We start from the raw sequence: 20,198 nt of genomic DNA, 5'->3' as shown, positions 1-20,198 counted from the left end.
GCACCACGGCGCGATCAGAACTTCGATGCCTGGCGCGGCGCGGCCTTCTCCAGGTCCAGCAGGTAGCCGATGCCGCGCATATAGGTCAGCGGCAGTTCGAAACCGGTGCGCTGTTCCACCTTGCGCCGCAGGCGGTGCACCAGCAGGTCCAGCCGCGCGGTGCGCGGTTCGTGCGCGGCGGTCTCCAGCACGCGCAGCAGATGTTCCCTGCTGACCGGCACGTCCGGCGACGCGGCCAGCTGGCGCAGCACCAGCCGCTCGACGAAGGACAGCGGCGCGACGCGGCCATTGGGCGCCCACAGCTGCCAGTCGTCGGCGCCGAACTGCCAGGACTGCGCCAGCGGCACCGGCTCCGGATCCAGCCGTTCGGCCAGCCGGGTCAGCGCAGCCGCGAGCAGTTCGCCGTCGACCGGCTTGGGCAGGCACATGTCGGCGCCCGCGTGCAGGCCATCCAGCGGCCCCTCTTTCGGGCCGGCGCCGGTCAACAGCACGATGCCGGCGCGCGACATGCTGCGCAGATGCCGCACCACCGACACGCCGTGTTCGTCGGGCAGCATCACGTCCACCACCACCATGTCGAACAGCTGGCCGACCCAGGCGCGGTACAGATCCGTCGCCGACGCCATCGGCGTGGCGGCGAAGCCCGCTTCCTGCAACCGCGCGAGCGCCGGCCCGCCGTACAAGCCGGCATCTCCCGTGACAATGGCCACCTGGCGTTTCACTGCGGCGCGTCGAACGGAAGCATCAGCGCATCGGCGCCGGGAGGGCGCGCCCACGATGCGCCGCGGCGGATGCGGCGGCTTCGTCGATGGTCGCCGCGACGATAGGACGGGTCCTGCTTGCGAATAGATTCATGAGTGATGTCCGCCGATGCGCATGGAAAAGCCAGCGCCGGGCGGGCTCCTCCGTTGGGACATGGAGGAGCGGCGCGGAACGCAACGCGCCCCTGCCATTCCCCCGGTAACACCCCTTGCCGCCACGCTCCATCCGGGAGCGCGCGCGCCTATTCGTCGGAAGCCTTCCTCAGGTCACACGACGACAGACAGGTTGCATGGATGCAGGCCGCTTCCGCATGTTCCGCGTCCATGCGGGGCAAGCTAACGGAAGGAAAATATTTGGACAATTCCACCAAATATCGCTTTATTTCCCAGCCTCTCGTTCCGGCGCCCGCGCACCCATCCCTGCGCGGCGCATGCGCTCCAAGCTGTGCTTGGCATCACGCGCGATGCGTGCGGCGCGTAGTGAACATGCCGTGATCGCGCCAATGCCTCGCACTAATCCGCATCCTCCAGCACCAGCATGTAGCCGCTGCCGCGGATCGCTTCGAGCGGCAGCGGCAAGCCGGTCCGCTGCAGCACGCGCCGGCGCAGGCGGTGCACCACGCGCTCCAGGCTGGCCGGATCGAACTCGTCCAGCGCGGCGAGCAGATCCGCCAGCAGCGCGGCGCGCGGCACCGGCGCCTGGCGCATGGCGAACAGGCGCTTGAGGATGATCCGTTCCGGCATCGACAAGGCCAGCGCGCGCCGCCCGGGTGCCGCCAGTTGCCAGCCGTCGGCCTTCAACGACCAGTCGATCCCGCTGCGCGCGCGCGCCGCCACGCCGCCCACGCGCGCGGCGAGATTCCGCAGCGAGATGGCCAGGGTTTCGGTTTCCACCGGCTTGGCGAAGCACACGTCGGCGCCGGCCTGCAGCGCTTCCTGGTGGCCGCGCGGCGGCGGCAGCTCCAGCAGCATGGCGATGCCCAGCGAAGAGTGGCGGCGCAGATGGCGGGCCACGGCCAGGCCGTTCTCGTCGGGCAGGTTCGCGCCCAGCACGACCAGGTCGTAGCGGTCGCCGACCAGCGAGCGGTACAGCGCGGCCGCGGAACCGACGCCGACCGGCTCGAAGCCGTGGGCGGCCAGGCCGGGCAGCAGTTCTTCCTCACGCAAGCGTGCGTCATGGTCGGCGACGACCACGCCGATGGGCGTCTTGCCGCCCTTGTCTTCGATCAACCGCGCTACCCCCAGGCATGGCCGCATCCATGCCGCATCGATGTCGTCGGACACAGCCGGTATCCGGCCCTGGCTGCGCCCGGCGCGAGACTAGTCAGGGGGCAAGATGCCCTTCAATCGATCCAGGGAAAAACATAAGAGGCGCTGTGCGATTTCGCAAAAGCGATGCGTCCAACAGCGGTGGCGGCAGTCAGGCGCGACGGTGCGCCGCGCAAAAAAAACCGGCGATGGTAGGTCGCCGGTTCGAACGGTACAGCCAATGAGTCGGAGGTTTCATTGCACTGCCCACAGCCTAGGGAGGCTCCGTCATTACCCGCAACCCGACCGTCATCGAAGTCCCCGGGGGCGAGGGCTAGGCGGCGGTCCGGACCGGAGCATCCTCCCCGGGCGGATAGAACGGTTTATGGAAAACGCGGCGCCGGCAGACCGTTGCGCGCCCTGTTGGCGCCGCTTCCTCCACGGCTGTCTCCGGTGGGAGTGGATACCCGGAGGTGGGGCCAGTGCGAGGTGGATACAGGCTAGTGCCGGGGTGCCGGCCCGGCCATGTCAGCACGGGCCAATTGCCGGTCAGCGTTTCAGTGCGATGGCAGCGGACGTTCGCCGGCCAGCAGCCGGGCGCGCTGCAGCGCCTTGTCGCGCGCATCGTCGTGGCCCAGCGCCTGGTAGATGCGCGCCTCCAGCGCCACCACGCGCACGTCGTCCTGCGCCCAGGCCGACAGCGTGCCGCTGACGGTCAGCGCCTGGTCCGCCTGCCCGGCCTTGAGCAAGGCCGCGGCATACGAGCTGCCGACGTCGACGATCAAGGCCGGCACGCCCTCCTTGCGCGCACGCGCCAGCAGGCCTTCCAGCAGAACCAGGCCGCGCGGTGCATCTTTCGCGGCCACCAGCTCCGCCTGGGCCAGGTCCGCATACAGCGGCGGCCAGTCGCCGTCGCCGGGCGGCTGCTTCCCGGCCCAGGCCGCGAAGCGCTCGGCTTCCTTCGCGGCCTCGTCGGCATGGCCGCCACGCGCCAGCGCGCGCACCAGCACCAGCCAGGCGGCGGAGCGGTCCTGCTGGTCCAGGCCATCCTGCTGCGCCATGGCCTGCCTGGCCTGGCGCACCGCCTCGGCGTCGTCGCCCATCTCCCAGGCCATCTGCGCCAGCAGGGCCGGCACTTCGGCGGCGAGCATGGCGTCTTCGCGCGGATCGATCTCGCGCAGCAGCTGATGCGCCAGCGAGGAGGCTTCCAGCATGCGGCCGTTGTCGGCCAGCGCGATGGCGCGCACGAAGGTGAGCTCGCGGCGCATGTGCACGTCGACCAGGTCGGCGCTCAGCGGCCAGAAGCGGTCGGTGATGGCCAGCTCGTCGCGGTACTTCAGTTGCTGCTTGGCCACGCTGGCCATGCCGTCCAGCTCGGCCGGCAGCATGGTGCGCGCGCCATAGCGCGCATCCTGGTCGTAGGCGCGCTGCAGGAAAACCATGGCGCTGTCGAGCTGGCCCTGCTTGGCGGCGATCAGGCCCATGTCGAAATCGGCGCGCGCCATGCCGAACACATTGCCGGTGAGGGTGTATGTCGCGCGGCCCTTGCCCAGGTAGGTCATGGCCAGGTCGAGCTTGTCCTGCGACTGCGCCAGCCAGGCGCGGTTGAGGTAGGCATTGGCCAGCTCGTCGTTGGCCTTGGCCTGCTCCAGCAGCTGGATCGCCCCGTCCAGCAGGGGCGCCGCCCTGTCCAGCTGCTCCGCGCCGGCATAGCGCATGGCCAGGGTGAGCTGCGCGCGCCCGCGCAGCGCCAGGTCCTTGCTGTGCTCCTGGTCCAGCCGCGCCAGCAGCTCGCGCAGGCGTTTCTCGCAGGCATCGCGTTCGCCGCGGTCGCATTCGAGAACGGCGCGGGCGTATTCGATCTTCGGATCGTCGCGCCAGGCCTCGGGCACCCCGTCGAGCACCTTCTGCGCCTGGTCGATCTGGTTTTCCAGCCGCGCCGCGGCCACCTTGGACAGCCAGTCGTCCAGCGGCGTCGGCGACTGCGCGGCGACCACGCCGGGCACGCCCAGGCGCCGCACCAGCGCGTCGGAGGCCTGCTTGGCCGCGGCGAGTACGTCCTTGGCGATCACGTCAATGGCGTCGGCATGCCCTTGCGCCGAGCGCAGGCCAAGATGAATGCTCCAGCGGCCATCGAGGAACTTGACTTCGGGCGCCACCTGCCAGGTGGCGTCGAACGGGCGCTTGCCCTCGTCCTCGTCGCCGAAAGCGCCATCCCGGGACAGGGCCACCACGGTTTCGCTGGGCACCGTGCGCAGGCCCGCCGCGCGTACGTGATTGGCGACGATGTCCATGACGCCGTAACGCAGCCAGCCCCACTCGCCTTCCGCCTGCACCTTGGCCGGCAGCACCACCACCAGCGCCGCCGGCGCGGACGCGGATGAGGCCGGCGCCGGCCCGCGCGCATGCCACCACCACCAGCCGGCGGCAAGCAGCGCGCAGGCGGCGAGGGCCAGGCCGGCGATCCAGGCGGATCGGCGCCGGCGCGGCGGCGCGGGCAGGTCCGCGACGGCGGCGGCGTCCTCCGCGGCCGCGGTGTGTTCGGGCTCGCCGCGTTCGTGCACGGGAGCGTCCGGCTCGACCGTCTCGACGGCGGTCTCGGCCACCCAGTGGTAACCCACCCGCGGCACCGTGCGGATGCACGAGACATCGCCTTCCCACAGCCGGCGCAAGCGCACGATGTGCTGCGCCAGCAGGTTGTCGCTGACTTCGGTGCGGCCCCAGACGGCCGCGATCAGCTCGTCCTTGCCAACCGGCCGCTGCCGGTGCTCGACCAGGTAGACCAGGCAATCGAAGGCGCTGGCCGGGAGGGTGACCAGCTCGCCGTCCCGCCGCAGCTCGCGGGCCAGCGGATCCAGGCGGAACCGGCCGATGACATAAACGGGTTTCTGCATGGGCGCGCATGATACGGCCGGGGCGCTTTCGGTGGGCTGTGGCAAAAGTCCGCCGCGCAGCCCCTCGGAGCAAGCCCGGGGGGGCGCTACTCCTTTATATAGAACCCCCTGCACATCGAAAACGCATGCTTCGTTCATCCCTCGCGAATGCCAATCCGGCGTAGAAATCGAGACTTGCGTCTCATCGCTCCGCAGCCCGCGGAGAGCTGGAGACCGCGATGTCACCGATGCCGCCCGACCGCCTGGTCGTACCTGCCGCCCATACCTTCACCCTGCGCCGCCTGCTGGTCGCCCACGGCGGACCGGTCACGCATGCCTTCGACGAACTCGACCGGCCGCTGGCCCAGGCCGGGAGCGAAGGCAGCGTCGCCCTCCGCCTGGATGACCAGTGGTGCACCCGGGTAGAAAGCCTGGGCGTACCGGAACTCGGCCACCTGGCCGGCCGCGCCTGCCGGGTCGCCGAACACGGCGTGCTCGGCTTCGCCCTGCTGAGCTGCCCGACCCTGGGCGAGGCGCTGAAGCTGTGGGCGCGCTTCGCCCCCACCCTGGCCGGCGGTTTCGAACTGCGCCAGGCGGTGGTGCCGGGCGGCGTCGAATTCACCGTCCGCGACCTCTACCCCCTGCTGCCCGGCCGCTCGTTCGCGCTGGACCGCTTCGTCGGCTTCACCCTGGGTCTGTGCGAGCAGCTGGCCGGGCTGCCGCCGCAGGCGATGGCGCTGTATCTGCCGGCGCGGGCGCTGAGCCGCGCGGTGGCCGCCACGCGCCACCATCCCATGCCGGCCCTGGCCGGCGATCCGGGCCAGGTGCGCCTGATCGTGTCCAGCGCCAGCCTGGCGGCGCCGATCGCCAGCGCGCATGCGGGCGTGCTCGACGTGCTGCTGCAGCAGTGCGAGCAGGAACACGCGCGCGTGCGCCGCCCCGGCGACTGGGCGGGCCGCGTCGAGCACCTGCTGGAGCGCCGCCTGGACCTGAGCTTCCCGATCGAAGCCGCCGCCAAGGCGCTGTGCGTCTCCACCCGCACCTTGAAGCGCCGGCTGCAGGAAGAAGGCTGGAGCTACCGCACCCTGGTCGACGAAGTGCGCAAGCGCGAAGCCCTGCGCGCGATGAGCAATCCCTCGCTGCGCCTGGAAGACATCGCCAGCCTGGTCGGCTACACCGACCAGGCCAACTTCGCCCGCGCCTTCCGCCGCTGGACCGGCAAGGCGCCCGGCAGCTACCGGGCGGAACAGGTGTCCAAGGTCACGCCGCTGCGCCAGGTTTTCCGCGCAGCGGCGTAAAAAAAAGCCGCGCTGCGCAACGCCGATGGCGGTGCGCGGCGCGGCCCAAAAAACTCAGCGCATCAACCGAACAGGCGCGTACCGCCCTTGAGCGGCGAAGCCAGCACGGTGCGGTCCAGCCACGACTCGTTGAACCACGCCCTGAAGTCGCCGCGCATCTGCGGCGTCAATTCGTGCTTGGCCAGATAGCGCCGCTGCCGGCAGGCGGCGCCATGGCGCGACAGCTGCACCACGGTGTGCTCCGCGTGCTCCAGCGGTATCTGCTCGTCCAGCACGCCATGCCCGACGAACACGTGCAGATGCCCCTGTTCCGCTCCCATCTCCAGCAGCTCGCCCGGCGCCGGCAGGCGCCCGCCCAGCAAGCCCAGCCCATGCGCGGGCCGGCTCGCATCCAGCGCCATCGACGCCGCCAGCAGGCCGCCCTGGCCGAAACCCGCGACCGCGGTGCGCGAGGCATCCACGCCCAGCCACGCCTGCAGCATGCCGACGAAACCGAGCATGCCCTCGAGGCTGGCACGGAACGCCGGGCTCATCGCCTGGTCGCCCGCATCGAGCGCCGCCATATCCCACGCGAACGCGCCGCGCCGCAAGGGCACGCAGGCGCGCGGCATCACCACCGCCACGCCTTCGGCGACACCTTCGGCCACCGCGGCGAACTGCGTTTCGCTGCCGCCCGCCTCGTGCAGCAGCACGAGCAGCGACGCGACATAGCCGTAGCCGCCCTTGCGCAGCAGGAAGGGAAACGCGAAACGGGGATCGTCGATCCATTCCAATCCCTGGTCACGAAGCGGCGGGATCCGTTCCCGTGCAAGCAGAGAGGTATGACGTGACATGGCGGCCAGAAGAACATGCTCGGAGACGACGGCGCGCCTGGTATCCCGGCAACAGCAACACGGGAAGGCGCATGGGTAGCGATGATCGCAGCAGCGAGCTCGAAAGCCTGCCAACCGAAGCGTGCGGGACATCGCATCGAACCGTGCGGATACACGCAATGCATGCGTGCGGCCGGTCACGGAATGGCTTCAGTATCCGTATCCGCGGCCGCAAACCCAGGTGATTTGGGGCCGGCGCCGCGTCATGGGAGGCCAGCCGTGCGTCGCGCCGTATCGGCGCAGCCGCGCCATTCGCGGTAAATGTCTACGCAGCTTTCACGGTGTCCCCACGGATTTCTTCGGCTGCTTCCCAAGAATAGGCCCCCCGCACCACTGGATGAGCTTATGCCCGTCTCTTCCCGCTGTCGTTTCGGCGTGCCCGGCCTCGATGCCGTGCTGCAGGGTGGACTTCCGACCGGCCATCTCTATCTGCTCGAAGGACAGCCGGGTTCCGGCAAGACCACGCTCTCGCTGCAGTTCCTGCTCGAAGGCGTCAAGTCGGGCGAGCGCTGCCTCTACATCACCTTGTCGGAAACCGCCGAAGAGCTCGTCGAGGTCGCCGCTTCGCATGGCTGGGATCTGCACGGCATCGACCTGTTCGAACTGTCGTCGGTGGAAGAAGTGCTCGGCGAGGGACGCAACCAGTCGGTGTTCCATTCCTGGGAAGTGGAGCTGGGCGAAACCGTCCGCCTGATCCGGCAGGAAGTGGCGCGGATCGAACCCGTGCGCGTGGTCTTCGACAGCCTGTCCGAACTGCGCCTGCTCGCGCAGGATCCGCTGCGCTACCGCCGCCAGGTGCTGGCACTCAAGCAGTTCTTCGCGCCGCTCAACACCACGGTGCTGTTCATCGACGACCTCACCAGCGAAGGCCGCGACCGCGACACGCATCTGCACAGCATCAGCCACGGCGTGATCTCGCTGGAACGCTTCGCGCTGGAGTTCGGCGCGGCGCGGCGGCGCCTGCAGGTGCAGAAGCTGCGCGGACAGTCCTTCATCGCCGGCTACCACGACCTGAGCATCCATACCGGCGGCGTGCAGGTATATCCGCGGCTGGTCGCCGCCGGGCATCACGTGCCCTTCGACAACGAGGCCACCCTCAGCGGCGTGCCGCAGCTGGATGCGCTTACCGGCGGCGGTTTCCTGCGCGGCACCAGCACCCTGCTCACCGGCCCCGCCGGCACCGGCAAGACCACGCTGGCCCTGCAGTACGTCGGCGCCGCCTGCGCGCGCGGCGAGCATTGCCAGGTCTATGAATTCGACGAGCGCATCAGCACCCTGCTCGGCCGCGCGGAAACGATGGGCATCCCGCTCTCCCGCTACATCGAGCAAGGCCTGCTCGACGTCGTCCAGGTCGATCCCGCGGAAATGTCGCCCGGCGAATTCACCTGGCGGGTGTTCCGCGCGGTGCGGGAACAGCAATGCAAGATGGTGGTGATCGACAGCCTCAACGGCTATCTCTCGGCCATGCCGCAGGAGAAGCACCTGCTGCTGCAGATGCACGAGCTGCTGGCCTTCCTCAATCAGTCCGGCGTGACCACCTTCCTGATCAACCCGCTGTTCGGCCTGGTGGGAAGCCTGGATACCGGCCAGCTCAATGTGTCCTATATCGCGGACACGGTGATCCTGCTGCGCTTTTTCGAAGCGAAGGGACGCATCCGCAAGGCCATCTCGGTGATCAAGAACCGCAGCGGCAAGCACGAGGACACCATCCGCGAGCTCTTCATCGACGGCCGGGGCCTGCGCGTCGGCGAGCCGCTGGCCAACTTCCGCGGCGTGCTGACAGGTACGCCCGAATTCATCGGCGAAGGCCGCCCGCTGCTGGAAAGCCGGGATGCCTGAGGCGGCGCCGCGCGGCGATCGGGTGCAGATCGTGGCGCCCTGGCAGCGCGATGGCGAAAACCTCGCCGACGTGCTGGCCAGGCATGGCTACCAGACCGCGCTGTATCCGGACCAGCGCGCGCTGGCCGATGCGATCGACCAGCGCACCGGCGTGATCCTGCTCACCCAGGAGGCGCTGGAGCACGGCACCGAAGCGATCCAGCGCGCGCTCGCCGCGCAGCCGGCCTGGTCGGATATTCCGTTCGTGGTGCTGCAGTCCGCGCGGCCCTCGCGCGATGCGCACACCTCGCCGCTGCCGCGCACCGTGCTGAACCTGATCGAGCTGGAGCGCCCGATCGGCGCGGCCTCCCTGCTCAGCGCGGTGGAAGCCGCCATGCGCGCGCGGCAGAAGCAGTTCGAGATCCGCGACCGCATGGACGACCTGGCCGCCAGCCGCAAGGCCTTGGCCGACAGCGAGGCGGAACTGCGGCGCATCGCCGACGCGCTGCCGGTGCTGATCGCGCTGATCGACCCGGAGCTGCGCTACCGCTTCGCCAACCGCGCGCACCAGGACTGGTTCGGCATCGACCCCGCCGGCATGCCGGGCCAGACCTTCGAGGAAGTGTTCGGGCCGGCGTGCTGGGCCGCGCATGCCGAGGCGGTCCGCAACGCACTGGCCGGCAAGCCCGGACTGATCGACCTGGCCTGGCCGCATCCCGACGGCCGGCGCCGCGAGGCGGAAGTCCGCTACCTGCCGCGCCGGCTCGACGATGGCCGCATCGACGGCATGCATCTGTTCGCCACCGACATCACCGAGCGCAAGGACGCACTGGAATCGATCAGCCAGGCCGCGGCACGGCTGGAGAAACGCGTGGAGGAACGCACCGCCGCGCTGCGCGAGGAAATGCAGGCGCGCTCGGAAAGCGAGGCCGCGCTGCGCCAGGCGCAGAAGATGGAAGCCGTGGGCCAGCTCACCGGCGGCATCGCGCACGACTTCAACAATATGCTCACCAGCATCATCGGCGCGCTGGACATCGTCACCCTGCGCGCGCACGACGAGCGCACCGCCAAGGTGGTGCGCGCGGCGACGGAATCCGCGCGCCGCGCCGCCGCGCTGACCCAGCGCCTGCTGGCGTTCTCGCGGCGGCAGTCGCTGGATCCGAATCCGGTGGACGTCAATGCTCTGATCCAGTCCATGCATATGCTGCTCACGCAGACCCTGGGCGAACGCATCCGCATCGCGATCGAGCTGTCCGGCGCGCTGGACAAGGCCCTGGTGGATGCCAACCAGCTGGAAAGCGCCCTGCTCAACCTGTGCATCAATGCCCGCGACGCCATGCCCGATGGCGGGCGACTGCGGATCGCCACGCGCGGCGCTGCGTCCATACCGTTCCCGCACAACGGCAGCGAGGCCCATGCCGGCGGCTACGTGGTGGTGGAAGTGGCCGACGACGGCGTCGGCATGGAGCCGGCCGTGAAGGAGCGGGTGTTCGAGCCGTTCTTCACCACCAAGCCGATCGGCCAGGGCACCGGCCTTGGCCTGTCGATGATCTATGGCTTCGTGCAGCAGTCGAAGGGCTTCGTCGACCTGCAGTCCTCGCCCGGCGGCGGCACCACCATCTCGCTCTACCTGCCGGTCGCGCCCAGCACCGCCGTGGCCGCCGCGCAGCACCAGGCGGTGGAAGCGTCCAAGGGCGAAGGGCAGCTGATCCTGGTGGTGGAGGACGACGAGCAGGTGCGGCTGCTGGTCAATTTCCTGCTCGAGGAACTGGGCTACGTGGTGGTGACCGCATGCGATGCGAACGATGCGATGACGCAGCTCGCCTCGCTCGGCCACGTCGACCTGCTGGTCACCGACGTGGGCCTGCCCGGCATGAACGGGCGCCAGCTTGCCGAGCTGTTCCGCCAGCGGCACCCGGCCACGCCGGTGCTGTTCATGACCGGCTATGCGGAGAATGCGGCGGTGAAGTCGGAGTTCCTGGGGCCGAACATGGCGATGATCGCCAAGCCGTTCGCGCTGGATGCATTCAGCCAGGCGGTGATGGATGCGCTGGTCGGCGCCACGGGGCGCGCAAGCCTCACTTGAGCCGCCGCATGGCGCGTGACACGATCCGCGCGATGAGCGACAAGCCCGCATCTTCCACTCACCTGCGCGACCTGGCGCGCCTGCGCCGCGTGCGCGACCGCATCGACCGCGAGTACGCCCGGCCGCTCAACGTCGAAGCGCTGGCCAGCGACATCGGCATGTCGGCCGGGCATCTCAGCCGGCAGTTCCGCCTCGCCTATGGCGAATCGCCGTACTCGTATCTGATGACGCGCCGCATTGAACGCGCCATGTCGCTGCTGCGCCGCGGCGACCTTGCCGTGACCGAGGTCTGCCTCGAAGTGGGCTGCGCCTCGCTGGGCACCTTCAGCACGCGCTTCGCCGAGCTGGTGGGCATGTCGCCCGGCGCCTACCGCAAGCAGCAGGCCCGGATCACCAGCGGCCTGCCCTCCTGCGTAGCCCGGCAGGTCACGCGGCCGATCAGGAATCGAGAAGCGGCGGAAACCGGGCCCCAGATAGATTGAGCGCCGTGGACCGACCCCACGCCAACCCACCTGAGAGCTTCGCCATGGACATCCGCATCCACTCCAGCTTCCTGCCCCAGAACGACCCCGACGCCGCGCTGGCCTTCTACCGCGACACACTGGGCTTCGAAGTGCGCAACGACGTCGGCTACGGCGGCAAGCGCTGGATCACCGTCGGCCCCGCCGGCCAGCCCGCCGTCAATATCGTGCTGTACCCGCCGGAAGCCAGTCCCGGCATCACCGACGAGGAGCGCCGCACCATCGCCGAGATGATGGCCAAGGGCACCTTCGGCATCCTGCTGCTGGCCACGCACGACCTGGCCGGCGCGTTCGAGAAGCTGCAGGCGCGGGATGCGGACATCGTGCAGGAGCCGACGGACCAGCCGTATGGGGTGCGCGATTGCGCGGTGCGCGATCCGGCGGGGAACATGCTGCGGATCCAGCAGCTGCGCTGAACAACAAGCTACGGCGTAGGTTGGGGTGAGCGCAGCGAACCCCAACGTGGCAGCGCGATGCAGGGCCTGTTGGGGGTTACGGGCTGCATCAGCAGCCCGCCCTTCGGGCCATCCGCTATGCGGATGTTCGCTACGGCATCCTGCCTTCGCAGTCGCCTGCGGCTCACCCCAACCTACGCCTCGATAGATAGAGGACCAACGATGAGCAAGGCCAAGCCACCCGCCTCCCCCCACGACCTCATCCGCGTCCACGGCGCCCGCGTCAACAACCTCAAGGACGTCAGCGTCGCCATCCCCAAGCGGCGGCTCACCGTCTTCACCGGCGTCTCCGGCTCCGGCAAGAGCTCGCTGGTGTTCGGCACCATCGCCGCCGAATCGCAGCGGCTGATCAACGAGACCTACAGCGCCTTCGTGCAGGGCTTCATGCCCACGCTGGCGCGCCCGGACGTGGACGTGCTCGAAGGCCTGACCACGGCCATCGTGATCGACCAGGAACGCATGGGCGCCGACCCGCGCTCCACCGTCGGCACCGCCACCGATGCCAACGCCATGCTGCGCATCTTGTTCAGCCGCCTGGGCAAGCCGCATATCGGTCCGCCCAGCGCATTCGCCTTCAACGTGCCCACGGTGAAGGCGGCCGGCGCGATCACCGTCGAGCGCGGTGCGAAGACGAAAACGGTGAAGGAAACCTTCAACCGCACCGGCGGCATGTGCCCGCGCTGCGAAGGCCGCGGCGCGGTGACGGACTTCGACCTGGCGCAGATGTACGACGATGCCAAGTCGCTCAACGAAGGCGCGCTGAAGATTCCCGGCTACAGCATGGACGGCTGGTTCGGCCGCATCTTCAGCGGCTGCGGCTTCTTCGATCCGGACAAGCCGATCCGCAAGTTCAGCAAGAAGGAACTGCACGACCTGCTCTACAAGGAGCCGACCAGGATCAAGGTCGACGGCATCAACCTCACCTACGAGGGGCTGATCCCGAAGCTGCAGAAATCCATGCTGGCCAAGGACGTCGACGCCATGCAGCCGCACGTGCGCGCCTTCGTCGAGCGCGTGGTCACCTTCAGCACCTGCCCCGACTGCAACGGCACGCGGCTGAGCGAAGGCGCGCGCTCGTCCAAGATCGGCAAGCTCCATATCGCCGACGCCTGCGCGATGCAGATCAGCGACCTGGCCGTGTGGGTGCGCAGCCTGAAGGAGCCTTCGGTGGCGCCCCTGCTGGCCAAGCTGCTGCATACGCTGGACTCCTTCGTGGAGATCGGCCTGGGCTATCTCTCGCTGGAGCGCCCGGCCGGCACGCTCTCGGGCGGCGAGGCGCAGCGCACCAGGATGATCCGGCACTTGGGTTCGGCGCTCACCGACGTCACCTACGTGTTCGACGAGCCGACCATCGGCCTGCATCCGCACGACATCCAGCGCATGAACGAGCTGCTGCTGCAGCTGCGCGACAAGGGCAATACGGTGCTGGTGGTGGAGCACAAGCCGGAGGTGATCGCCATCGCCGACCACGTGATCGACCTGGGTCCCGGCGCCGGCTCCGCCGGCGGCAAGGTGGTGTTCGAAGGCAGCGTCGAAGCACTGCGCGCCAGCGGCACGCTTACCGGCCGGCATCTGGACGACCGCGCCGCGCTGAAGCCGTCGGTGCGCAAGCCCACCGGCACGCTGAAGGTGCGCGGCGCGAAGACGCACAATCTGAAGAACGTCAACGTCGATATTCCGCTCGGCGTACTCACCGTGCTTACCGGCGTGGCGGGTTCCGGCAAGAGCTCGCTGATCCACGGCTCGGTGGCGAACCAGGACGGCGTGGTGGCGATCGACCAGGCGCCGGTGCGCGGCTCGCGCCGCAGCAATCCGGCCACCTATACCGGCATGCTCGACGCCATCCGCAATGCGTTCGCGAAAGCCAACCAGGTGAAGCCCGCCTTGTTCAGCGCCAACTCCGAAGGCGCCTGCCCCACCTGCAACGGCGCCGGCGTGGTGTATGCGGACCTGGCGATGATGGCCGGCGTCGCCAGCATCTGCGAGGAATGCGAAGGCAGGCGCTTCCAGGCGGAGGTGCTGAAGTACACGTTCGGCGGCAAGGACATCAGCCAGGTGCTGGCGATGCCGGTGGACGAGGCGCTGGCGTTCTTCGGCGCCGGCAAGACCCGCGTGCCGGCCGCGCATGCGGTGCTCGAACGCCTCGCCGATGTGGGCCTGGGCTATCTGGGCATCGGCCAACCGCTCACCACGCTCTCCGGCGGCGAGCGCCAGCGGCTGAAGCTGGCCACGCACATGGGCGAAAAAGGCGGCATCTATGTATTGGACGAACCCACCAGCGGCCTGCATCTGGCCGACGTGGATCAATTGCTCGCGCTGCTCGACCGCCTGGTCGATGCCGGCAAGTCGGTGCTGGTGATCGAGCACCACCAGGCGGTGATGGCGCATGCGGACTGGATCATCGACTTAGGCCCCGGCGCCGGCCACGACGGCGGACGCGTGGTGTTCGAAGGCACGCCGGCGCAGCTGGTCGATACGCGCGCCACGCTCACCGGCCAGCATCTGGCCGACTACGTCGGGGCCTCCGCCGCACGCAAGGGCGGCAAGTCAAAAACGCGCGCGACTGCCTAGGGCGCCGATGCCGAACCATGCCCGCGGCCGCTGATCCGGCGGCGGCACCGGGTCGATCACCGGGGCCGGAACGTCCGGATCGGTGACCGGCGGCGTATGCGGTTCGGGCAAGGGCGGAATCTCTGGCGAATCGGGCAGCGGCGTGGGGTCCGGCGCAGGTGGACCCGGCGGCTTCACCGGGTCGGGCGTGGGTGCGGGCACGTCGCCCGGGCCGGCGATGCCGGTCCAGGAGAACGTCGAAGGCGCGTGCAGCCCGGCGCAGGTGCGGCGGGAAACATGGATGTCGGAATCGAGTACAGCGAAAAGGCAGGTCATGTCATGAGTCCCGCCGCGCCTCCTGCTTCAGGTCAATGCGCGGCTGTGCTGGCCGGCGCCGGCGCCGGCGAGGAAGCGTTGGAGGCCGGCGGCAGCGTGGAGCTGGTCGGCGACATGGCCGGCGGCGGCGGCGTGGCGGCCGGCGCGCTGGCGGACGTGGACGGCGTGGTGCCGCCCGCATTGGAGTCGGTACTGTCGTTGCGGCCGGAACAGCCGGCCGCGGCGAGCAAGGCGATGCTGAGAACGGTGGTCGCGTATGCGCTGAAGCGTTTCATGGGATGCCTCGTGTCGTCGTGGAATGGAAAGCGGTGCGCGCGCCGGCGCGCCATGCACGCGGCGCTGCGCTCAATGGGGCGTGGCGACGCGCTCGGACACCTCGGCCTTGAGCGAGCGCGCATCGGTGCGCTCCAGGTCGGCCAGGGCCACGATGCCGCAGATTTCGCCGTCGCCGTCGGTGATCGGCACGCGCCGGATGCGCTCGCCCTTCATCAGGTTGGCAACCTCTTCCAGCGTGGCATCCTGCTGCAAGGTCCTGGCCGGGGCGGTCATGCACTGCCCGACCCGCGACTGGTCCGTGCGCTCGCCGTTGGCGACGCAGCGCACCACGATGTCGCGATCGGTGATGACGCCGGCCAGACGGCGCTGCGCATCGATCACCGGCACTTCGCCGACGTCCTCTTCCAGCATGATCCGCGCCGCGTGTTCGAGCGTGTCGTCGGCGGAGCAGCAGCGCGGCTGCGGGGTCATGATGTCTCTTGCCTTCATTGCGTTTTCTCCCATCCTCCGTGGCGCATTGCGCTGCGCCCAGGCGGAGCACACGCTGCGATCCGCACGCCTGCATGGTGCGTACCGGCGATTGAAAGCGATGCGTGCAGAGGGTCAACAGGCTCTTCCACAGCCGCGGCTTCGTTCATCCCGCGGCAAGGCGGGCGGCGACCAGGCTCAGGTCTTGCGCCAGCTCGGCGTAGATGCGTTCGCGCGATTCATCGTCGCGCGCGCGCAGCACGTAGGAAGGATGCCAGGTGGCGATGCCCTGCGCGCCCGCGGCCAGCGGCAGCCATTGCCCGCGCTGCTGCGTGATGCGGAAGCGCGCGCCGAACAGCGCCTGTGCCGCCATCGCGCCCATCGCCACGAGCAGCCGCGGTTTCACCTTGAGCAGTTCCGCCGCCAGCCACTGGCGGCAGGCGGCCTGCTCGGCGGCATTGGCGCGCTTGTGCAGGCGCGCCTTGCCGCGCGGCTCGAACTTGAAATGCTTGACGGTGTTGGTGAGATAGATCGCTTCGCGGCTCAACCCCGCCTGCGCCAGCGCCTTGTCCAGCACGCGGCCGGCGGGGCCGACGAAAGGCTCGCCCTGCAGATCCTCCTGCGCGCCGGGCTGCTCGCCGATCAGCATCACCTGCGCATGCGCCGGCCCCACGCCGAAGACGGTCTGGGTGGCGTGCATCCACAACGGACAGTCGTGGCATCGCTTCGCCTTGCGCCGCACCGTGGCGAGCGCGCCGGCCGGAATATGCTCTGGCGGCCTGGCCAGCGGCAGGACGGTGGCGGGTTCGGTCGAACGCGGCATGCGGCACGGATTAACCGATCGCAGCTGAAAAACCGATGCACTGCGTGTCAACGAACCGGAGCATGCGGCGCTCACGCAACCCCACGGCGGAATTCACGCATGCGTGAAAGCGCGCGGCCGATGCTGCGGCATCACTTGCCACCACGCAGCCGCATGTCCTCGAGCAAACAGCCGCCTTCCGATCGCGCCCGAAATCCGGCGCAAGCGCAGCCGCGCACGTCCTGGCTCAAGCGCCTGAGCGCCGGCCTGATCACCGGCGCCGCCGACGACGATCCCAGCGGCATCGCCACGTACTCGCAGGCCGGCGCGAAGTACGGCGTCGGCACCTTGTGGTCGGTGCTGCTGTCGATCCCGCTGATGGTGGCGATCCAGGCCGCCAGCGCCATGATCGGCCGCACCACCGGCAAGGGCCTGGCGCGCAATATGGCCTGCCGCTTTCCGCCCTGGCTGGTGCGCACGCTGGCGGTGTGGGTGGCGATCGCCAATGTGATCAACCTCGGCGCCGATATCGCCGCGATGGGCGCGTCGGTGCAGCTGCTGGCCGGCGGGCCGCGGCTGCTGTACAGCACATTGGCCGCCCTGCTCTCGCTGGGGCTGCAGGTCTTCGTTCCCTTCTCGCGCTATTCGCCCTACCTGAAAGTGCTGACCTTCAGCCTGTTCGCCTATGTCGGCACCTTGTTCGTGGTGCACGTGCCATGGAAAGAAGCACTGACCGCGCTGGTGATTCCGCAGATCCAATGGAAGGCGGATTACGCGGTGACCATCGTGGCCATCCTCGGCACCACCATCAGTCCCTACCTGTTCTACTGGCAGGCCGCGCAGGAAGTGGAAGAGCTGCGCCACGATCCCGAACGCGATCCGCTCGACCAGGCCCCCGAGCAGGCGCCGCAGGCGCGGCGGCGCATCCGCATCGATACCGTGGTGGGCATGCTCTACTCCAACACGGTGGCGTTCTGCATCATGCTGACCGCGGCGGTGGTGCTGCATGCGCATGGCAAGACCGAGATCCAGACTTCGGTGGATGCAGCCGCCGCCTTGCGCCCCGTGGCCGGTCCGTTGGCGTTCGCCTTGTTTGCCGCCGGCATTTTCGGCACGGGTTTGCTGGCGGTTCCGGTGCTGGCCGGCTCGACCGCGTTCTTTCTGGCGGATGCGTGGGAGCGCCCCTGCGGACTGGAGAAGAAGCCCCGCGAGGCGCGGGTGTTCTATGCCTTGCTGGTGGCGTCGGTGCTGCTGGGCACGGCGCTTACGCTGACGCCGATCGATCCGATGAAGGCGCTGTTCTGGAGCGCGGTGATCAATGGGGTGGCGGCGGTGCCGCTGATGGCGGTGATTGTGTTGCTGGCGGGGGACCGTCGGGTGATGGGGGCGCATGTGGTGGCGCCTTGGGTGAGGTGGGGTGGGTGGGTGGCCACCGCGGTGATGGGGGTGGCGGATGTGGTGATGTTTGTGACGTTGCCGGGGCAGGTTGGTTGATTCCCTTTGGGGAGGGGGCATTTTTCTGCGCTGTCGCGAACTGGCCGCTTATGCAGCGGGCATTCCGGACGCCTGCCGGCGCCCGGGTCACTTTCTCTTTGCTGGCCCAAAGAGAAAGTAACCAAAGAGAGAATGGCCTGAGAGCCACTGCTCGCGACGCGACTAGAAGGAGCGGTGGGCGGCTGCGGTAACCTGATTAACCTGGGTCTACACGAAACAGCAGTGCGTTTACGTAACGCGTGCTTCAACGTGCCGTCGCCGAGAGGATGTTCAAGAACTGAGGCAGCTTGAGCGGTGCGTTTTACCTCAGCTTCTCAGGTCGAATCCTTCTCCCTCCGGGAGAAGGTGGCGGCAGCCGGATGAGGGTTCGGGCGGAGCGCGGCATTACACCCCGCCACGCCCGCGTAGGTTGGGGTGAGCGTAGCGAACCCCAACGTGGCGAGGCGCGTGAAGGTGCGGGTGTTGGGGTTCGCCTGCGGCTCACCCCAACCTACGCCACGGCAAGATTTAGCGTTGCGCTCCGCCCGGCCCCTCACCCTGCCCTCTCCCCGGAGGGGAGAGGGGTGATGGCGTGAGGTGTGCAGGAACGAAGAGCAAAAGCTGGCCTCGGCCCTTGAAAGTCCTCTCGGCCACGGCACGTTGAAGAAGCCGCTACGTAAACGCACTGTGGTTTCGTGTAGACCCAGGTTAATCAAGTTACCGCAGCCGCCCACCGCTCCTTCTAGTCGCGTCGCGAGCCTTTGACTTGAGGCCATTTCTCTTTGGTTACTTTCTCTTTGGGCCAGCAAAGAGAAAGTGACCCGGGCGCCGGCAGGCGTCCGGAATGCCCGCTGCATAAGCGGCCAGTCCGCGGTAACGCAAAAACCAGGCGACACAGAAACTGGATCCCGGCCTACGCCGGGATGACGAGCTAACCTCCCCCCTTCCGAGGCCCAGACTGGGCCTCAATAAACACCCTCCGGATCTCCGGATGCATCCTCTTGATCTCCCTCTCCATGCGGTTCACCGCATCCTGAATCACCCCCGCCGACAACGACGGCACAAACGAAACACTGATATTCAGCAACACCTCCCGCGGCGCGAAATGCATCGTCAGCAACTCGTTGACCCCGCTCACCTCCGCCTGCGCCAGCACCAGCCGCCGCACATCGTCCGCCACCTCGGGGCGCACCGCCTCCCCGACCAGCAGGCTGCGGCACTCGTTCGCCAGCAGCAGAGCGGTCGCCGCCAGGATCAAGCCGATCACCACCGAGGCCAGCCCGTCGTACAGGGGCTGATGCAGCACCGTCGAAGCGGTGACGCCGGCCAGCGCCACCAGGATGCCCAGCAGCGCAGCGGTGTCCTCGAACAGCACGGTGAACACCGTGGGATCCTTGCTGGCGCGCACCGCGCTCAGCAGCGGCGCGCGGCGCGTCTGCCGGCGGAAGGTGCGCAAGGCCAGCAGCCAAACGCTGCCCTCGAACACGGCCGCGGCCAGCAGCACGGCGTAATTGGCCCACACATGCTGCATGGGATGCGGCTGGCGGATCTTGTCGATGCCCTGGTAGATCGACACGCCGGCCCCCAGGCCGAAAATCAGGATCGCCACCATGAAGGCCCAGAAATACAGCTCCAGTCCGTGCCCGAACGGATGCCGCGGCGTCGCCGGCCGCGCCGCGCGGCGCATGCCGTGCAGCAGCAGGAACTGGTTGCCGGTGTCCACCACCGAATGCACCGCCTCGCTCCACATCGCCGAGCTGCCGGTGACGAACGCGGCCACGGCCTTGGTGGCGGCGATGGCGCCGTTGCCCAGCAGGGCCGCCAGGATGACGCGGCGGCTGGGATGTCCGCGCGCCGGCGCTGTCGGCGCGGTCTTCATCGATGCACGATGGTGATCTTGCCGTTCGGCTCCAGCCGCGCCTCCACCACGTCGCCGACGCTGCGCACGCCCTGCGCGCGCATGGCGCGCTCGAACATCGCCATCGGCACGTTGTTGCGCCGCAGCGCCTCGCGGTCGACCAGGCCATAGCGCGCCAGCACGGCGGGTTCGCCTTCCACCAGCCGGTTGAGCGCGGACATGCGCGCGGCGAAGAAAGCGATGATGCGGTCCAGCGCCAGGATGGTGGCCACGCCGATGAACGCACCCAGCAAGGAGTTGTCGTCGCCCACGATCGCCGTGCGCAAGGTGCCGCCCACCAGGATCAGCACCACGATGTCGAATGCCGACAGCTCGCCGAACGTACGCTTGCCGGCCAGCCGCAGCAGCGCCAGCAGGCCGATATAGGCGACGGCGCCCCGGATCACGAACATGTACCAGGGCATGGTGAGGTCGGTGATGCTCATGCGCTGCCTGCCCTCCTC

17 protein-coding genes are annotated in these 20,198 nt (G+C 68.8%); 7 read left to right on the top strand and 10 right to left on the bottom strand.

Translation table 11 applies throughout. From position 1 onward, the window contains the following. Positions 1–14: 14 nt before the first annotated feature. From FHW85_RS03350 to FHW85_RS03340, 3 genes are all read right to left on the bottom strand, one after another. The gene (locus FHW85_RS03350; RefSeq protein ID WP_167256323.1) at positions 15–710 is read right to left on the bottom strand and encodes a response regulator; all 696 of its coding nucleotides are present in this window, start codon (positions 708–710) and stop codon (positions 15–17) included. Positions 711–1,274: 564 nt separating this feature from the next. After that, a complete protein-coding gene (locus FHW85_RS03345; RefSeq protein ID WP_168647294.1) occupies positions 1,275–2,045 on the bottom strand; it encodes a response regulator in 771 nt (256 codons plus the stop codon). A 521-nt stretch (positions 2,046–2,566) separates the two neighbouring features. Continuing rightward, positions 2,567–4,903 (bottom strand): winged helix-turn-helix domain-containing protein, encoded by a 2,337-nt coding sequence (locus FHW85_RS03340; protein ID WP_168647293.1) that lies wholly within the window; start codon positions 4,901–4,903, stop codon positions 2,567–2,569. 218 nt (positions 4,904–5,121) lie between these two features. On the opposite strand from FHW85_RS03340, the gene FHW85_RS03335 reads away from it, so the two are divergent. Then, the gene (locus FHW85_RS03335) at positions 5,122–6,180 is read left to right on the top strand and encodes an AraC family transcriptional regulator (protein ID WP_167256329.1); all 1,059 of its coding nucleotides are present in this window, start codon (positions 5,122–5,124) and stop codon (positions 6,178–6,180) included. A 62-nt stretch (positions 6,181–6,242) separates the two neighbouring features. Here FHW85_RS03335 and FHW85_RS03330 read toward each other — a convergent pair whose 3' ends face one another. Then, the gene (locus tag FHW85_RS03330) at positions 6,243–6,953 is read right to left on the bottom strand and encodes a hypothetical protein (RefSeq protein ID WP_167256331.1); all 711 of its coding nucleotides are present in this window, start codon (positions 6,951–6,953) and stop codon (positions 6,243–6,245) included. 432 nt (positions 6,954–7,385) lie between these two features. Between FHW85_RS03330 and FHW85_RS03325 the strand changes: the two genes are divergently transcribed. The 5 genes from FHW85_RS03325 to FHW85_RS03305 all read left to right on the top strand — a co-directional run bounded on the left by FHW85_RS03325 (position 7,386) and on the right by FHW85_RS03305 (position 14,503). Next, entirely contained in the window at positions 7,386–8,891 is a 1,506-nt protein-coding gene (locus tag FHW85_RS03325) for an ATPase domain-containing protein (protein WP_168647346.1), read from the top strand. After that, complete coding sequence (locus tag FHW85_RS03320) at positions 8,884–10,956, top strand: PAS domain-containing protein (RefSeq protein ID WP_168647292.1); 2,073 nt, start codon at positions 8,884–8,886, stop codon at positions 10,954–10,956. Before FHW85_RS03325 ends, FHW85_RS03320 begins: the two co-directional genes overlap by 8 nt. Positions 10,957–10,964: 8 nt before the next feature. Then, positions 10,965–11,438, top strand: coding sequence for a helix-turn-helix transcriptional regulator (locus tag FHW85_RS03315; protein ID WP_246866616.1), 474 nt, complete (start codon positions 10,965–10,967; stop codon positions 11,436–11,438). A 5-nt stretch (positions 11,439–11,443) separates the two neighbouring features. Further along, a complete protein-coding gene (locus tag FHW85_RS03310; RefSeq protein WP_343203602.1) occupies positions 11,444–11,893 on the top strand; it encodes a VOC family protein in 450 nt (149 codons plus the stop codon). Positions 11,894–12,094: 201 nt separating this feature from the next. Further along, positions 12,095–14,503, top strand: a complete 2,409-nt coding sequence (locus FHW85_RS03305; RefSeq protein ID WP_168647291.1) for an excinuclease ABC subunit UvrA — start codon at positions 12,095–12,097, stop codon at positions 14,501–14,503. Here FHW85_RS03305 and FHW85_RS03300 read toward each other — a convergent pair. The 4 genes from FHW85_RS03300 to FHW85_RS03285 all read right to left on the bottom strand — a co-directional run bounded on the left by FHW85_RS03300 (position 14,480) and on the right by FHW85_RS03285 (position 16,385). Next, positions 14,480–14,818 (bottom strand): hypothetical protein, encoded by a 339-nt coding sequence (locus FHW85_RS03300; protein ID WP_168647290.1) that lies wholly within the window; start codon positions 14,816–14,818, stop codon positions 14,480–14,482. The two genes, FHW85_RS03305 and FHW85_RS03300, sit on opposite strands and share 24 nt — an antisense overlap. Before the next feature lie 32 nt (positions 14,819–14,850). Then, on the bottom strand, positions 14,851–15,093 hold the full coding sequence (locus FHW85_RS03295) for a hypothetical protein (RefSeq protein WP_168647289.1): 243 nt from the start codon (positions 15,091–15,093) through the stop codon (positions 14,851–14,853). A 70-nt stretch (positions 15,094–15,163) separates the two neighbouring features. After that, a complete protein-coding gene (locus FHW85_RS03290) occupies positions 15,164–15,565 on the bottom strand; it encodes a CBS domain-containing protein (protein WP_168647288.1) in 402 nt (133 codons plus the stop codon). 163 nt (positions 15,566–15,728) lie between these two features. Next, the gene (locus FHW85_RS03285; protein ID WP_168647287.1) at positions 15,729–16,385 is read right to left on the bottom strand and encodes a UdgX family uracil-DNA binding protein; all 657 of its coding nucleotides are present in this window, start codon (positions 16,383–16,385) and stop codon (positions 15,729–15,731) included. Between the two features lie 153 nt (positions 16,386–16,538). Between FHW85_RS03285 and FHW85_RS03280 the strand changes: the two genes are divergently transcribed. Next, the gene (locus FHW85_RS03280; RefSeq protein ID WP_167256349.1) at positions 16,539–17,858 is read left to right on the top strand and encodes an Nramp family divalent metal transporter; all 1,320 of its coding nucleotides are present in this window, start codon (positions 16,539–16,541) and stop codon (positions 17,856–17,858) included. Between the two features lie 910 nt (positions 17,859–18,768). Here the strand turns inward: FHW85_RS03280 and FHW85_RS03275 are convergent. Together FHW85_RS03275 and FHW85_RS03270 are read right to left on the bottom strand one after the other, a co-directional pair. After that, positions 18,769–19,716: a cation diffusion facilitator family transporter gene (locus FHW85_RS03275; protein ID WP_167256989.1), complete on the bottom strand. Its 948-nt coding sequence runs from the start codon at positions 19,714–19,716 to the stop codon at positions 18,769–18,771. Beyond that, positions 19,713–20,180 (bottom strand): YetF domain-containing protein, encoded by a 468-nt coding sequence (locus FHW85_RS03270; protein ID WP_167256988.1) that lies wholly within the window; start codon positions 20,178–20,180, stop codon positions 19,713–19,715. The genes FHW85_RS03275 and FHW85_RS03270 overlap by 4 nt, the downstream gene beginning before the upstream one ends. Between the last annotated feature and the right edge of the window lie 18 nt (positions 20,181–20,198).

Source organism: Dyella sp. SG609 (genome assembly GCF_012275375.1).
Taxonomy (GTDB): Bacteria; Pseudomonadota; Gammaproteobacteria; order Xanthomonadales; family Rhodanobacteraceae; genus Dyella_D; species Dyella_D marensis.
The sequence above is the reverse complement of the archived record's forward strand: the minus strand, read 5'-3'. Positions and strand labels throughout refer to the sequence as shown.